Source organism: Bacillus sp. AFS031507 (assembly GCF_002584635.1).
Lineage (GTDB): Bacteria > Bacillota > Bacilli > Bacillales > Cytobacillaceae > Neobacillus.
On the sequence record NZ_NUOW01000002.1, the window covers coordinates 1 to 15,385 of the forward strand.

Consider the following 15,385-nt stretch of genomic DNA (forward strand, 5'->3'; position numbering starts at 1 on the left):
TGTTACGTTGGCTTAGTTTCGTAATTGAAACTAAAAATTTTGTTTGTTTGCACGATTTTGTTTGTTTAGTTTTCAAAGATCAATTTTCTCTATCGCTCGTAAGCGACTTTATTAATTTAACACACCCAACATCTTAATGTCAACAACTTTTTCAAATACTTTTTCCGTTTGTTAACTCTCTCGATGAGGACGAGATTTAATATAACATGATAAATTAATGTTTGCAATATAATTTTAAAAGTTTTTTTGAAAAGCTCATTCTTATTACTAAAGTAAGGACCATATAAAAAACAGGGAAATGTAAAACTAATTGTTATAGCCTTTTTTGATCCTTCTTATCATATAATAAATAGACAGTTATTGATAAATAGTAAACAATTTCCATAATCATAAAAATATAAGTTCCCACTTGTTCTTCCATTAGATACTCGATTATGTGTAGAATCAACATAGGAAAACCTTTAATTTTTCCAATGCTCTATATTTTCTACCACCACAACAAACAAAACTTCAGTCAACAGACTGTGTAATTGGACGTGAACCTGAGATGAGTAGTATCGATATCCATATTTTAATTAAGTTAGGTGTTTCTGCTATTTTTGGCCTTATTATCGGCCTAGAACGAGAATTAAAAAGGAAACCAGTTGGACTTAAGACAAGTCTGGTTATCTCGGTTGTGAGTTGTTTGCTGACAATTGTATCGATTGAATCGGCGTATATGTTTCCCAATTCGGATAATGTTAAAATTACAATGGACCCTCTTCGCTTAGCAGCACAGATTGTTTCAGGAATTGGTTTCTTAGGTGCGGGGGTTATCCTAAGACGGGGCAATGATAGTATTTCAGGATTAACTACTGCTGCCATGATATGGGGAGCCGCAGGAATTGGCATAGCTGTCGGTGCTGGTTTTTTCATAGAGGCATTTGTTGGTGTTGCGCTACTTATAATTAGTGTGGAATTTGTTCCATTTTTAATGAAGATCATTGGTCCGAAACAATTACGGGAAAAAGAAGTCATGTTGCACTTGTTTATTAGAGATCAAAATCAAATTGATAAAGCGATTTCTTTCTTATTAGAAAAAAATTATATTGTTCGTAGACTCAAGATTAAAGATTTAGACAACGGGGACCATCTTGTTCAAATCTTAGTTGCAGTGGATTACCGTGAAAAGACAACCGATGTGTATTCCTCTGTATCGAATTTAGAAAGTGTTCAGAAAGTTGAAATCGAAAGTATTGGCTAGAAAAAAAATTTATGTAAATCCAAAATTTTCTCTTGCAAGATAATAGCAATACAGATATAATTTTTCTTGTACCAATAAACTGGGGGATTAGCTCAGCTGGGAGAGCGCTTGCATGGCATGCAAGAGGTCAGGGGTTCGAGCCCCCTATTCTCCATATTTCGAAAACCTTTGCGCTGCAAGGGTTTTTTTTATTTCTCTGATTTACACAATAACATCCAACCCTCTCCATTATTTCTCCTAATAAATATTCCATGGGTATTTTTACCTTTTTTTAAAATTTCCTATTGCAAATTCTCTTCTCAATATAATAAAATCGAAAATGTAATTTAAAAATTTAGAAAAATCTGTATTTAAAGGAGTGAATTGTAAAAAAATTAATTTCTTCCAGTATAATTCCGCCACGATCTATTTTTCCTCAACAATTGACCAATCAGCATTATCTTTATTTGACCTCAGATTTGAACAAAGGGTTTTTAAATGAGAGGGGGAACTTCCATTGGAGGCAAAAAAAACTAAGGTTAATTCCGAAAGCGATTACTCTGCAATTGTTCAATCATCATCATTTCAAAAATTACTCTCCGAAAAGAAAAAATTCATCGTACCAATCACCATATTCTTTTTTTGTTTTTATTTTGCATTGCCTGTATTAACTTCCTATTCGACAGTGTTAAATCATAAGTTTATCGGAAGTATAACATGGGCATGGGTCTTTGCTTTTTTACAATTTGTCATGACATGGGTTTTATGTATGCTTTACTCGAAAAAAGCAGCAAGATTTGATGAATTAGCTAATAAAGTCATCCAAGAAAGGGGGACTAACTAATGAATACAGCTGCATTTACTATGTTTCTATGTATCGTTTTTGTCACGTTAGTGATTACATACTACGCTTCAAAACGGACGAAAAATGCAAGTGAGTTCTACACGGCTGGCGGAGGTCTTACTGGCTGGCAAAATGGACTTGCCATCGCTGGGGATTATATGTCCGCTGCATCCTTCCTTGGAATTGCTGGGGCAGTCGCCTTAACGGGATTTGATGGCTTCTTTTATAGCATTGGTTTCCTAGTTGCCTATCTTGTTGTACTTTATTTGGTCGCTGAACCTCTAAGAAACCTCGGAAAATATACCTTTGCAGATATGATTGCTGCAAGATTTGATGCAAAAAAAGTGCGTGGTTTTGCCGCAATGAACACGGTAACCATTTCGATTTTTTACATGATTGCTCAGCTAGTTGGTGCAGGTGCACTTATCAAATTATTATTAGGCTTAGAATATACCACATCCGTTTTAATTGTTGGCGTACTAATGACTGTATATGTTATTTTTGGAGGAATGCATGCAACAAGCTGGGTCCAAATCATTAAAGCCGTTCTATTAATGGGTGGTACCTTAGTCATTTCTATTATTGTTTTTGCCAAATTTAACTGGAGTATTACCGATATGTTTGCGCAAATGAAAACTGCAACACCATTAAAGGACACTTTCCTAAATCCTGGCGTAAAATACAAAATTGGTCTTGATACGATTTCCTTAAACATGGGATTAGTCCTAGGAACAGCAGGTCTGCCCCATATTCTTGTTCGGTTCTTTACGGTAAAGGATGCAAAAACAGCTCGTTCCTCAGTTGTATATGCCACATGGATCATTGGGATTTTTTACGTTATGACCATTTTTCTTGGCTTCGGTGCGGCAGCTTTTGTAGGTAACAGTACAATTGTTGCAGCTAATCCGGCAGGGAATATGGCTGCTCCGCTTTTAGCCCAAGCTCTTGGTGGAAATATGTTATTTGCTTTTATTTCAGCAGTCGCTTTTGCAACTATTCTAGCTGTTGTTGCTGGCCTTGTTCTGACAGCTGCCTCAGCGTTTGCCCATGATTTCTATAACGTTATCCTTAAAAAGGGAAAAGCAACAGAAAAGCAGCAAGTGGGTATGGCACGCTGGGCAGCAGTTGGAGTTTCTGTCATATCTATTATACTTGCCTTAGGTGCACAAACTCTTAATGTCGCCTTCTTAGTTTCACTTGCCTTTGCCGTCGCAGCGAGTGCAAATTTACCTGTTATTCTGTATACAATTTACTGGAAACGCTTTAATACAACCGGTGCCGTTTGGGCTATGGTGGTTGGGCTTATTTCAGCAATCGGCTTGGTGCTAGTCAGCCCGAATGTTTTCAGCCCTGAAGTTGGAAAAGCTATTTTTGTAGGTGAGCCTTGGTTCCCGTATACAACTCCAGGAATTGTTTCTATTCCACTCGGATTTATTGCGGGCTATCTTGGAACTATTTTCTCAAGCCAAAAAGCCGATGTAAAAAGATATGAGGAAGTACTGGTTAAATCGAATACTGGCATTAGAATTGGTAGTTAAATAAGCGAATGGGACTGAATCATTTTCAGTCCCATTTGTTTTAAAAATGTATATTATCTTGGTCCTTTTCTTCCTGAACCTGTTTTCGTACTGTTTCTTCCTGACGTAACGGTTTGGGACCTTCTTTCAGAGTTGCCTCTTCCTCCAGACCTATTTTCCCTTCTACCTGTATCGTTTCGATTTCGTGATGTGCTTGTTCTTGCTTTACTCATTCCACGTTTATCTTTATGAACTGTATTACGTTCTTTTTTAACGTCTTCTGTTTCGGATTTCTCTTCGCTATTACTCATATTTTGTTTTGGAATGATGATGTTTAACTCTTGTTCAATCGTGTCAAGCATAGACCTGTCCGCCGAAGAATAAAAGGTAATTGCAAGACCTGTCATTCCAGCTCTGCCTGTTCGGCCAATTCGATGAACATAACTGTCAGCATCTTCAGGGATATCATAATTAAATACATGCGTGACGCCTTCAACATCTAGTCCTCTCGCAGCCACATCTGTAGCAATTAACAATTGCACTTCGGCATCCCTAAAACGCTTCATCACTCGTTCTCTCTTCGCTTGAGACAAATCACCATGCAATTCATCGCAAGAAAAGCCGTTTGCTTTCAGGACATCAAAAAGTTTACTTACTCTTCGTTTCGTCCGACAAAAAACTACCGCTAAATAGGGACGATAAGTTTCCACTAATTGAATAAGCGTGGCTTGTTTAGCACGATCCGTTGTATGAATCGCAATCTGCTTAACATTTTCAGCCGGACCTTGTGTTTTTTCTACTTGAATATATTCAGGATCACGCATATGCTTTTTTGCTAGTTTGCGAATTTCAGGCGGCATCGTTGCTGAAAACAGCATCGTTTGCCTGCTTGCTGGAGTTTCTCTGATAATATCCTCCACTTCATTAAGAAAGCCTATATGGAGCATTTGGTCTGCTTCGTCTAAAACAAGGAAAGATATTTCCGATAAACGGATGGTTTCTCTTCTAATATGATCTAAAAGTCGGCCAGGAGTCCCAACAACAATTTGCATTCCCCTCTTTAATTTTTTTAACTGTTTATCGACATCCTGCCCGCCATAGACTGCCAGGACATCTAAACCGTTAATGCCTGCTATCAATTTTTCAAATTCATCTGTAATTTGCAGTGCTAATTCTCTAGTTGGAGTCACGATAAGCGCTTGAACCTGTTCTGCTTCATAATTAATTTTTTCAAGGATTGGTAGAATAAAAGCAAACGTCTTCCCTGTTCCCGTTTGCGCCTGTGCAATTATATCGTTACCATTCATCACAAATGGAATCGCTTGTTCTTGAATCGGTGTCGGTTTTGCTATACCGTGGCCGCGTAATTTATTCACTAATGTTTCTGAAATACCCAATTTTAAAAAATCTGACAAAAAAACCCCTACTTTCATTTTTAACCTATCCATTTATTTTGATTGTTTATCATTCCAATTGCAAATATACTTTTCCTGCCGTTATTCAAAAAAATATATAAATGTTCAGACATCAGTTGCCTTTTTCTTTTAAAACAACTATAATTTTTGTATCACAATATAAAACCAACTTATTTCATCGGAATAGTAAACTTTGGAGGTGGAGAATATAATATGAACCAAAACAGTTTTCTCATCATGCATGGCCTAGGCGGGAGCGGACCTGATCATTGGCAAACATGGCTGGCTCAAGAATTAACACAAAGGAAACATCATGTTTGTTACCCAACTTTCTCTAACTTTGATTTACCTAATAAGAAAGTCTGGTTGGAGGAACTGTCCGCTACGATAAAGACGATTCCTGAGGAAAATAACTTAACGATTATCACACACAGTCTAGGATGCTTGCTTTGGCTTCATTATGCCTCTACTCTAAACAAACAAATTGCCAAACAAGTTATACTCGTTGCACCGCCATCTCCATCACATATTCTCACTGAAGCGAAATCCTTCTATCCGGTACCGCTGGATGGAAACCATTTAATGCGAACATCTGCGGAAACATTATTTGTCCATTCATCCAATGATCCCTATTGCAGTCTGGACGATTCAAAAAACTATTTAAATCTCGGGCTACCTTCCGTTACCATACCAAATGCTGGTCATATTAATACGAAGTCAGGACATGGGGAATGGCCATGGATCTTAGATTTATGTCTTTCTCATAAAGAAATTGTTCAATATTGATAAAAAGAAGGAGTGAGACATCACTCCTTCTTTTTATTGACGTTTCTTCCATTCTAAGCCATTATATAAATTAATTTTATCTGTTTTATCAATCACAATTAATCGATAATATAAATATTTCAAGGAGGAAATACATTTGGATTTGCATCAGTTGTATGTTTTTACAAAAGTGGTTGAACACAAAAGCTTTTCAAAAGCAGCAGATGATATTTTTTTAAGTCAATCAACCGTTAGCTCTCACATCCAAGCATTAGAAAAGATGTTAAATATGAATCTTTTTGATCGTGTCGGAAGAGAAAGTATTCTTACACCTCAAGGGGAACGCTTATATCAGTGGGCACTCAAGCTTTTGCTCATTAAGGACCAAGCATTGCTTGACCTAAAAGAGGGGATGACAGACCTCCGTGGAATGATAAGGATCGCAGCGAGCTCTGTTCCTGGGCAATTTATGGTTCCGCGAATGGTCAAGCAATTTAGAGTACAGTATCCTGAAGCGACGTTTCATATCAATCAATCTTCCTCAAAAATTGTGGCCGAAAAGGTTTTAAATGGATCTGTTGATATTGGGATATTGGGTGATAAATACGAAAACGACAAACTTCACTATATTCCTTTATTAAAAGAAAAGCTAGTATTAATTACATCGAACCAAAACGAGATTGTGGGACCTGTCAAAATCGAGGAGGTTTTAGATTATCCATTTGTGATGCGTAATTCTAGCTCAGGAACGAATGCTCTTTTGGAACGTTTCCTTAAGAAAATGAAGATTCATAAGGACAAATTAAATATCATTGCTTATACAGAAAGCGGTCAGAGTTTAATGCAATTTGTCCTCCAAGATATTGGCATTTCGATTATATCTGAAATTGCTGCAAGCGAATATTCCTCTAAAAATATGCTTAAGATGCATGATATAAATGGCTTTGATGACGAAAGATATTTTTATCTTGTTTACAACATTAATAAAACGCAATCACTCCTATCAAAATTATTTATTGAAGGTGCCTTGGATTTGGTTAACGGGGACCCACATAAATTGGACTAAGAAAGTTCTCAACCCACTTTGTTGTGTTTATGGTTTGAGGATCATTTTAATACAATCTTCCCCCTCGTATCTAACACCACGAAAAAAGGGAGAACGGTTTGTTCTCCCTTTAAATGATCGTGCTCATTTCCTTTAATTTCTTTTTATCTATTTTTCCCACATGGGTTTTTGGCAGTTCTTCTAAGAAAATGAATCGCTTTGGAATTTTGTATCGACCTAATTTATGCTCGCAATAAGGTCTCAATTCTTCCTCTCCTACAGTTGAAGAGTCTTTTAACACAATAAAGGCGGTTACAATTTCGCCCCATTTTTTATCCGGCAATCCGAGGACTGCGACCTCATCTATGTCTGGGAGTTCCGCGAGCCATTGCTCTATTTCAAGCGGATATACATTCTCTCCGCCTGTGATAATCATATCTTTCTTCCGGCCGACAATATAATAGAAGCCTTCTTCATCCGTTTTGGCTAAATCCCCTGTATGAATCCAGCCCTCCATCAACGTTTCCGATGTTGCTTGTTCATTATTCCAATAAAACGAAAAGGCATGTTTCCCTTTAATTAATAGTTCACCAACCTCATTGTTTTTTGCTTTTCGACCATCTGGCTTTACTAATTTTATCGAATTAAACAGCATCGGTTTACCGACAGACCCACGTTTTATACGGGCATCTTCCGGGCTAATATAAAAATTATTCGGCCCTGCTTCCGTTAGCCCATACCCCTCTTTAAAGGCTAACCCCTTTTTTTGAAAAGCCTCATATATTTGTAAAGGACAGGGCGCGGCACCTGATAAAAAGATTTTCATTGTCGGAAAATCGCTGCCTTGAAAGTCATCGGTTTGAATGAGTAAATGATACATGGTAGGCACCAAGAGAATAATCGTACAGCGATGACGATTGATGGATTCCACTGCCTTTTGTCCGGTAAATTGATCGCCTATAACAACAGTTCCACCAATCATAAGGACAGGGATACTAAGCGCATTTATTCCACCCGTATGAAACATCGGTAAATAATTTACCGTAACATCCTCAGCTGTTAAGCTCCAACTTATTATTGTGTTCATTCCATTCCATAAGATTGACTGATGACTTAACACTACACCCTTAGGTTTACCGGTTGTTCCCCCTGTATAAATCATCGCCAACGGGTCGGTTTCAATGATATCTTCTGTAAAACTATCTCTAATTGGATACGAAGAAATTTCAAGATAATTTTCTGCTCTAATTAAAAAGGAATTCGGGCAAACGTTGGTTAATTGTTCGTAGATCGTCTCAAATTGCTGATGGATTCCAATTAACACGGGTGTACAATCCTGCAATATTTCGCTGATCTCATGCTGAGATAATCGCCAATTCAGAGGAACCAAGATGGCTCCCATTTTTCCACAGGCAAATAATAAATCAAAATAGCTAATATCATTAGGTGATAAAAGGGCAACCCGATCGCCCTTTCTAACACCTTGGGACAGGAGCCAGCTTGCTACAGACTTTGCACGTTCATTTACTTCTTTAAACGTCCAAGCTTGGTTTGTTTTTTCATCTATAATTGCATCCTTTTCCGGAGATAATCTTGCTCTATTATTAAGCCAATCCAGTTCCCACCTCACCGAATAATCGCTCCTTCACTACTAGATGCAACTATCTTACTTATTTCCGGTTACAAGGGAGTTACATAATCAGACTCTATTATCGAATATGAATGGTTATCGACACATTTTTCTTAAACATCACTATCTATAAATTGTGTAATTGCGTTTACTAGCTGTGGAAGATCATCCATCAATGGGGAGTGACCACAATTCTTTAACTCAATAAACCTAGCTTTTTCCCCTAGGTCCTCCAGTAATTCCTTCGTCATGTCTCCAGTTACCACAAAATCACGATCTCCGCTTAGCACCAGTACTGGTACCGTAATATCATCCACTTTCCCATTTCCTTCAACAAGTCCATTATGATGGTGGCTGATATTAAACGTGTTATTGGAATGATGCACCTCAGCTAAGTTCCGCTGGGTTCTCATATCTTGAACATACGCATCATAAAGTTCAGGTGCAGGCTGATTGTGAGTATAGATAACAGCGTTCCAAATGAGCTTCAATAATTCAGTGTTATTCGTGTCATAAGCGGTTTGGACAGGTATTGTTTTCGTAACATCCCTTTTGATCTCTTCATGTAACGCAAATCTCCGCGGCTCATCATTTTCATTTAATTTCCCGTCAAATGGATAGCCACGGGTGGATTCAGATGCTAATAAAATAAGTTTGTTTGCGTACCCAGGGTAATCCGCCACAAACTGCATGGCAACCGCACCACCGGTTGACCAACCAACAACCGCAAAATCCTTTAAGCCTATTTCATCAACAAACAGCTTTACATCATCTGAAAAATCTTTTATAGACATCACTAGATTGTTATAGGTTGAACCGCCAAATCCTCGTAAGTCAACCGCATATAGTTTATATTTGGCATCCAAATTCTCAAGCACCAAATCCCAGTGCTTCGAAGAAGTCATATTTCCGTGGATTAACAAAACTTTTATTTCTCCTCCATCCCTCTCCCGATAGGTAAGAGTTTCATCATTAGCAAGTTTAACTTCCTTAAGTGTCACATTAACCATCCAGATCAACCTTCCCCCATTTAATTGTAGTTGCTCCCCACGCATAGCCAATTCCAGCACTAACTAAAACGACAACATCGCCTTCTTTAACTTTTCCATCTGATAAGGCCAACTCCAAGGACAATATCTGATCAATTTGCCCGATATGACCATAATCTTCTAAATAAATAGACTGTTCTTCGGACAAACCCAGTTCTTTTAAAACATATTCATGTGCGGACTTTTTCATGTGAAGGATACCAAGATAAGAAATATCCTTCTCGCTAAACCCACTTTTCCTTAAAGATTCACGAATAACCTTTAGAAAATTATTCATTGATTTCTGTTCGAGGCGCTCCTTCATACCTTCTGGATCAAGAACATCGAGCTTATTAAGCCGCTGAGCAATAGCCTCTTTTGTAATGGGGTTCTTGGTCCCTCCGGAAACAACGACGACGTCGTCTGAAAAAGAACCATCAGTGATTATATCTGTTTCCATTAATAGGTTTTCGTTATGCCCTTTTTTTAACAGGATCGCTCCACCCCCAGCACCGAGATTAAACATGAAACGGGTCCTTGGATTGTCGTAATCAATGAAATCCACATTCCGATACCCACCTGCAAGAAGAACCGTTTGAATACCTGGAACAGCAATCATCATAGATTTTGCTACTTTTAATGCCATGACAGTTGTCCCGCATCTCAAGGCAACATCAAATGCCCATGCATTCAAAGCTCCAACTGCTTCTTGAAGTTTAATACCAGCGGTCCACAGAGGGTATTCCTTATGTTCCTCACCAATATAAATAACCAGGTCAATCTCCATTGGATCGATTCCAGCTTTAGCAATAGCTTGTTTTGCAGCGACGATCCCCATTTCACACGTATGGTCTTCTGGTCCTGGGATATACTTTTTCTTTATGCCCATTTTTTCTTCAACAACTGAAACAGGGATATCGGCCATTTCTGCAATCTCTTTTCCAGTCAAAAATTCTTCAGGCAAATAAATGCCCGTGCTCAGGATCCCAATTTGCAAACCTAATCACCTACCTCTCTATGCTTTTTCCGCCATTGCCTTCATAAAAATCAGCGCTTCTTCAATCGATTCAAATAATGTTTCTCTGTCCTCTTGAACATGGGTAACTTTTATTCTCCATTGTTTCTCGCCTGTTTCCTTCTCAAAAGCGGCCAACTGAAACCGAACAACAAAAGAAGCAATTTGATTTAACTCCATTCCTTCCTCCCTCTATCCCGCCAGTTTCCCCTCTTTTTTTGCGGATCGTTGTTTTTTTCTTTTCCATGAAAGCGTACTTAACGTACCAACAATTCCACGTGGGAAAAACATAACCACCAAGATATAAATTATCCCGAAGAAGATTATCCAACGCTCAAAAATCCAATGCTCTTTCGCTAATTCTGTCAGCCAATCATGAGCAAATTCAATTAATCCTGCCCCGATAATAGCCCCAAGTAATGTTCCAACCCCGCCAATGATCGTCATTAATAAGGCATCTAAGGTGATATCCATTGAGAACACACTTGTATTCACAAATCGGAGCGAAATCGCATATAAAATCCCTGCAACACCCGCCAGTACTCCAGATACAACACTTGCGGCAATTTTATAATGAAGAACATGATACCCTAATGATTCCGTTCTCTGCTCATTTTCCCTAATTGCCTGCAACACGCGTCCCAACGGTGAATTGGTAAATCGCTTCAGGATGAGAAAAACGGCAACCATAACAATAAGACTGAGGAGATAAAAATTAGTTCGGTCTATAAACAATTCTGGGACCCGAAAAGTGAACCCATCATTTCCATAGGTCAAGGTCCGCCACTTTTCCGCTAGAACGAGGAAAAGGCCAGATAAAGATAGTGTTAGCATAGCGTAAAAATGGCTTTTCAAACGTAGTGTAAGCAACCCAACAATGAAGCTGACCACAGCTGTAAGCACAATTGTTGTTAAGACTGCCAGTAAGAAGAAAATAAGCGTTGGTTCAAATCGTTTCATAAAAATACCCATTGAATAAGCTCCAATTCCAAAAAACATGGCATGCCCAAAGGAGACGATTCCCGTAAAGCCCAATAAGAGGTCATAGCTCATCGCAAAAATTGAAAACACAAACACTTGTGTTAACAGAATCAATAGGTTTCTAGATTCATAAACAAAAGGTAATAGCAGCAGAAAAGCGGCAACGACTAAAAAGATCGCTGTCATTCTATTCCCTTGAATAAACCTCAATGTATTTTCACCCCTTCGTTCCAAATAAACCCTGCGGCCGAATAATAAGAACAATTGCCATTAGGAGCATATTAACTGCCAGTGAGAGGTCCGGGACATAATAGGCCATAAAAGAACCGGAAAGCCCTACTAAGATGGCGGCTAAAACGGAGCCCTTAAAATTGCCCATCCCACCAATGACGACAACAATGAACGCTAAAATGGCAAACTCCATTCCCATACCCGCATGGATTACCCCCGAATATGGTCCAAGGAGGACACCACCTAGAGCAGCCATTCCGGCACCAATCATAAACACAAACATAAATACCCTTTGAATGTTGATTCCAAGCGCCTGAACCATTTCTTTATTCATGACGCCAGCTCGGACCACTAGACCAATTTTGGTCTTTTTGAGTAAAAATTGAACACCGGTAAAAATGAGAAATCCCACAAAAATGATAAAGACTCGATACTTAATAATAATGACGCCGCCAAGCTCCCAGCTTCCTTTTAAATAATCGGGGGGCGATGCGGTTATTTGATTAGGACCCCAAATGACTTTCAGCATTTCGGATAAAACCAGCATTAAACCAAGAGTAATTAATATTTGCTGGACATGATTTCCATACACCGGTTTAATGATCCACTTTTCGGTAATAATCCCTAACAAGAATCCTGTTAGGATGGCGCCAATAATTCCAATCATAAAGCTGCCTGTTTTCGAGTAAATCCAAAGTCCACTATAAGCTCCCCAGGCAAATAACCCGCCATGGGCAAAATTCAGCACGTCCATCAAACCGAAAATGAGGGTTAAACCGGAGGCTAATAAAAAAATCAGCATCCCTGTTGCCAAGCCATTTAAGGTTAAATTCATGAGTAATTCCACAAAGATATTCCCCCTTCCTTACGCAATCCCTAAATATTTTCGTTTCATTTCTTCATCTTCTTTTAATTGCTTCATTGTTCCCTGACTTACAGTTCTTCCATCATCGATAATGTAAAAGCAATCACCAATCGTGCTTGCCATCATGAAATTTTGTTCCACTAACACAATGGTGGTTTGATCTTTCATTTGTAAAATAGATTCCATCACCTTCTCAACCACGATAGGGGCCAAGCCTTTACTTGGCTCGTCAATTAATAAGAGCTCGTTTTCATTTACATAGGCTCTGGCAATCGAAAGCATTTGTTTTTGCCCGCCGCTTAAAAGGCCGCCTGGTTTTTTCCAAAACTTTTTCAAGTCTGGAAACAACTCTAAAATCGAATCCATCCTTTTAGCCGTTTCTTCATTTTCTTTCTGAATCGCCACGCGCATATTTTCCTCTACGGTTAAACCTGCAAAAATCCCTTGATCTTCGGGGACATAGCCGATACCCTTTTTAGCAATGGTATAGGTGGGAAGTGTTTGTATTGATTCTCCTTTAAAAGCAATACTTCCCTTCGAAGCTGGATTTAGTCCCATAATGGTCCGTAATGTCGTCGTTTTTCCTGCCCCATTTCTTCCAAGCAGGACCGTTACTTCGCCTTTTTTCACCTCAAAGGAAACACCTTGTAGAATATGATATTGACCAATATGCGTCTCTACTTTATCAAGCTTCAACAGGTCGTTCATCAAAATGACCTCCTAAATAGGCAGACTGAACGGTTTCATTTTTCATGATTTCTTCCGGAGTTCCGTCTGCTAGCAGTCTTCCATTAAATAACACCATCACTGAATCCGATAGATCCAAAATCAGATCCATTTTGTGTTCAATCAGGACAATCGTCCGGTTCGCCTGTTCTTTTATTTTCTTAATAACTTCTAATATCACTGGAACTTCTTCAAGCGACATCCCCGCTGTTGGCTCATCTAATAAAAGTACTTCAGTTTCAAGAGCCAGCAGCATCGCAATCTCAAGCTTCCGCTTTTCCCCATGCGCGAGGTTACTTGCTAGTGAATTCTTTTTTTCATCTAATAGGACCAATTTCAGCCACTCAAGAGCCTTTTCTTCAAATACCCGGTACTTTTTATAGTGGAACAACATTTGGTAACGAATTCCCGCTTGCGATTGAACGGCTAACCTGACATTTTCTAAGACTGTTAGATTTGGAAAGACATTAGTGATTTGAAAAGAACGGCCGATTCCCACCCTGGTTCGATTCGTAGATGAAAATCTCGTAATATCTTTGCCGCGATAATATATTTTTCCTTTAGTAGGAGTTAATTGTCCGCTTAACAGGTTGAAAAAGGTTGTTTTCCCGGCCCCATTTGGTCCAATAATTGATTTGAAGTGTTTTTCGGGAACAGAAATACTGACGGAATCAACTGCAGTATGACCGCCAAACGTAATTGATAAATCATCGGTTTCAATAAGTGTAGACATTCGTTTCACCACCTAAGTTCTTAGCGTAAAATAAGGAAGAGGGTGACCAGCAATTTATGTCGGTCAAACCCTCGTCATTTTTTATCAGTTGAGATGACTTTAACTTATTTATTGCGAATTGGCGGTGCAGTTTCTTCAGGAGATAGCTCCCTGATCAGTACTGGGACCGGGTATGGAACACCATCCTTCTTCTCTAGCTTAATTGCATACAAGGTTTGCAGTGCCTGATGATCCTCTGGTCGGTAAGTCATCTTTCCTTTCGGTGTTTCAAAGCTCATACCTTCCATCGTTTCGATTAATTTATCAGCATCTGCAGAACCTTCCGTTTTCTTCAATGCCTCTACAATCGAAATAGCAGCACTCATCCCCCCTGGGGTAAATAAATCAGGAACTTCGTTGTTAAATCTCTTCTTATGTTCCGCTACGAGCCAGTCGTTAATTTTATTTTTCGGCAGGTCATGATAATAAACAGTAAAACCTTCCATCCCAATCAACGGCTCCATTGTTGATAAAGCAGCAATATCCGGGGCCCCAGTCGAAATTTTGATTCCTTTTTCTTGAACCTTCATATCGGACAACTGTTTCCAAGGGGAGTTTGCTCCGGCCCATACCACAAATAAGTAATCAGGTTTTGCGTCAACGATTTTTTGAATATTAGAAGTAAAATCTGTCGCTGCTGGATCCGCATATTCTTCCTTCACGATTTCAGCACCCAGCTTTTGGGCCGCTTCTTTAAAGGCAGCAACGCCATCACGACCAAACGAATAATCCGGAGCAAGTGTTGCTATTTTCACTCCTTTTTTTGCAATCGCGGCAGCACCTGCTACGGCATCTTGAGAAGAGTTACGTGCTGAATGGAACATATACTTATTAAACTCTGAACCCGTAATGCTATCAGCTGCTGCAGGTTCAACCACCATGATCTTTTGATATTCTTCTGCGAGCGGTAAGACGGCCAAGGTATCCGCAGAACTGGAGGATCCAACAAGGAAATCTACCTTATCTTCCTCTAACAGCTTTGTTGCTTTTTGCACGGCTACTTCCGGCTTCGTTTCTGTATCTTCCACAATGAATTCGATTTTTCTTCCAGCAACCTCCAATTTACCTTCGGTTGCATAATCAAGGCCTAGCTCAAAGCCTCTTAAGGTTTGTTTTCCGTAGGCTTCTAAAGCCCCAGTTTTGGAGGCAAGCACGCCAATTTTGATTGGATCTTTATTTTCCGAACCACCATTGTCTTTCGAGTCTGATGATGATTGATCTGAGCTGCATGCACTGGCAAACATCATCACAAAAATAAGTAAACCTAAAATTGCCCATTTCCCTCTTTTACCCTTCACTCTTTTTCCCCCTTAAAATGTTTAATATCAA

At 39.1% G+C, this 15,385-nt stretch carries 15 protein-coding genes and 1 tRNA gene; 6 read left to right on the forward strand and 10 right to left on the reverse strand.

Going from position 1 to position 15,385, the window contains the following annotated elements; genetic code table 11:
• The first annotated feature begins 547 nt into the window (after window positions 1–547).
• The 4 genes from COE25_RS01995 to COE25_RS02010 all read left to right on the forward strand — a co-directional run bounded on the left by COE25_RS01995 (window position 548) and on the right by COE25_RS02010 (window position 3,604).
• Window positions 548–1,243 carry an MgtC/SapB family protein gene (locus COE25_RS01995; RefSeq protein ID WP_098930590.1) on the forward strand — a complete coding sequence of 232 codons (696 nt, stop codon included), beginning with the start codon at window positions 548–550 and terminating at the stop codon, window positions 1,241–1,243.
• A gap of 81 nt (window positions 1,244–1,324) precedes the next feature.
• Window positions 1,325–1,397, forward strand: a tRNA-Ala gene (locus tag COE25_RS02000).
• Between the two features lie 342 nt (window positions 1,398–1,739).
• On the forward strand, window positions 1,740–2,066 hold the full coding sequence (locus COE25_RS02005) for a DUF485 domain-containing protein (RefSeq protein ID WP_098930592.1): 327 nt from the start codon (window positions 1,740–1,742) through the stop codon (window positions 2,064–2,066).
• Window positions 2,066–3,604: a solute symporter family protein gene (locus tag COE25_RS02010; protein WP_088089352.1), complete on the forward strand. Its 1,539-nt coding sequence runs from the start codon at window positions 2,066–2,068 to the stop codon at window positions 3,602–3,604. The genes COE25_RS02005 and COE25_RS02010 overlap by 1 nt, the downstream gene beginning before the upstream one ends.
• A 53-nt stretch (window positions 3,605–3,657) precedes the next feature.
• Here COE25_RS02010 and COE25_RS02015 read toward each other — a convergent pair whose 3' ends face one another.
• On the reverse strand, window positions 3,658–4,998 hold the full coding sequence (locus COE25_RS02015; RefSeq protein ID WP_098931144.1) for a DEAD/DEAH box helicase: 1,341 nt from the start codon (window positions 4,996–4,998) through the stop codon (window positions 3,658–3,660).
• A 213-nt stretch (window positions 4,999–5,211) separates the two neighbouring features.
• On the opposite strand from COE25_RS02015, the gene COE25_RS02020 reads away from it, so the two are divergent.
• Entirely contained in the window at window positions 5,212–5,784 is a 573-nt protein-coding gene (locus COE25_RS02020; RefSeq protein WP_098930594.1) for an RBBP9/YdeN family alpha/beta hydrolase, read from the forward strand.
• A 136-nt stretch (window positions 5,785–5,920) separates the two neighbouring features.
• Entirely contained in the window at window positions 5,921–6,829 is a 909-nt protein-coding gene (locus COE25_RS02025) for a selenium metabolism-associated LysR family transcriptional regulator (protein WP_098930597.1), read from the forward strand.
• Window positions 6,830–6,938: 109 nt separating this feature from the next.
• Here COE25_RS02025 and COE25_RS02030 read toward each other — a convergent pair whose 3' ends face one another.
• The 9 genes from COE25_RS02030 to COE25_RS02070 all read right to left on the reverse strand — a co-directional run bounded on the left by COE25_RS02030 (window position 6,939) and on the right by COE25_RS02070 (window position 15,303).
• Window positions 6,939–8,438, reverse strand: coding sequence for an acyl-CoA synthetase (locus COE25_RS02030; protein WP_098930599.1), 1,500 nt, complete (start codon window positions 8,436–8,438; stop codon window positions 6,939–6,941).
• Window positions 8,439–8,551: 113 nt separating this feature from the next.
• Window positions 8,552–9,448, reverse strand: coding sequence for an intracellular short-chain-length polyhydroxyalkanoate depolymerase (gene phaZ, locus COE25_RS02035; protein ID WP_088089356.1), 897 nt, complete (start codon window positions 9,446–9,448; stop codon window positions 8,552–8,554).
• Window positions 9,441–10,463 (reverse strand): 3-oxoacyl-ACP synthase, encoded by a 1,023-nt coding sequence (locus COE25_RS02040; RefSeq protein WP_098930601.1) that lies wholly within the window; start codon window positions 10,461–10,463, stop codon window positions 9,441–9,443. The genes phaZ and COE25_RS02040 overlap by 8 nt, the downstream gene beginning before the upstream one ends.
• An 18-nt stretch (window positions 10,464–10,481) precedes the next feature.
• The gene (locus COE25_RS02045; RefSeq protein ID WP_088089358.1) at window positions 10,482–10,661 is read right to left on the reverse strand and encodes a hypothetical protein; all 180 of its coding nucleotides are present in this window, start codon (window positions 10,659–10,661) and stop codon (window positions 10,482–10,484) included.
• 12 nt (window positions 10,662–10,673) lie between these two features.
• Complete coding sequence (locus COE25_RS02050) at window positions 10,674–11,648, reverse strand: branched-chain amino acid ABC transporter permease (RefSeq protein WP_180247408.1); 975 nt, start codon at window positions 11,646–11,648, stop codon at window positions 10,674–10,676.
• Window positions 11,649–11,679: 31 nt separating this feature from the next.
• Window positions 11,680–12,540, reverse strand: coding sequence for a branched-chain amino acid ABC transporter permease (locus COE25_RS02055; protein ID WP_098930605.1), 861 nt, complete (start codon window positions 12,538–12,540; stop codon window positions 11,680–11,682).
• Window positions 12,541–12,558: 18 nt separating this feature from the next.
• Complete coding sequence (locus COE25_RS02060) at window positions 12,559–13,266, reverse strand: ABC transporter ATP-binding protein (RefSeq protein WP_088089361.1); 708 nt, start codon at window positions 13,264–13,266, stop codon at window positions 12,559–12,561.
• Window positions 13,244–14,017 (reverse strand): ABC transporter ATP-binding protein, encoded by a 774-nt coding sequence (locus COE25_RS02065; protein ID WP_098930607.1) that lies wholly within the window; start codon window positions 14,015–14,017, stop codon window positions 13,244–13,246. The genes COE25_RS02060 and COE25_RS02065 overlap by 23 nt, the downstream gene beginning before the upstream one ends.
• Window positions 14,018–14,121: 104 nt before the next feature.
• Complete coding sequence (locus COE25_RS02070; RefSeq protein ID WP_088090552.1) at window positions 14,122–15,303, reverse strand: substrate-binding domain-containing protein; 1,182 nt, start codon at window positions 15,301–15,303, stop codon at window positions 14,122–14,124.
• Between the last annotated feature and the right edge of the window lie 82 nt (window positions 15,304–15,385).

Bases quoted from the DNA above. Each gene is read 5' to 3' on its own strand.
- COE25_RS02045 (WP_088089358.1), bottom strand. From the start codon at position 10,661: ATGGAGTTAAATCAAATTGCTTCTTTTGTTGTTCGGTTTCAGTTGGCC.
- COE25_RS02010 (WP_088089352.1), top strand. From the start codon at position 2,066: ATGAATACAGCTGCATTTACTATGTTTCTATGTATCGTTTTTGTCACG.
- COE25_RS02070 (WP_088090552.1), bottom strand. From the start codon at position 15,303: ATGATGTTTGCCAGTGCATGCAGCTCAGATCAATCATCATCAGACTCG.
- COE25_RS02050 (WP_180247408.1), bottom strand. From the start codon at position 11,648: ATGACAGCGATCTTTTTAGTCGTTGCCGCTTTTCTGCTGCTATTACCT.
- phaZ (WP_088089356.1), bottom strand. From the start codon at position 9,448: ATGGTTAATGTGACACTTAAGGAAGTTAAACTTGCTAATGATGAAACT.
- COE25_RS02060 (WP_088089361.1), bottom strand. From the start codon at position 13,266: ATGAACGACCTGTTGAAGCTTGATAAAGTAGAGACGCATATTGGTCAA.
- COE25_RS01995 (WP_098930590.1), top strand. From the start codon at position 548: ATGAGTAGTATCGATATCCATATTTTAATTAAGTTAGGTGTTTCTGCT.
- COE25_RS02065 (WP_098930607.1), bottom strand. From the start codon at position 14,017: ATGTCTACACTTATTGAAACCGATGATTTATCAATTACGTTTGGCGGT.
- COE25_RS02020 (WP_098930594.1), top strand. From the start codon at position 5,212: ATGAACCAAAACAGTTTTCTCATCATGCATGGCCTAGGCGGGAGCGGA.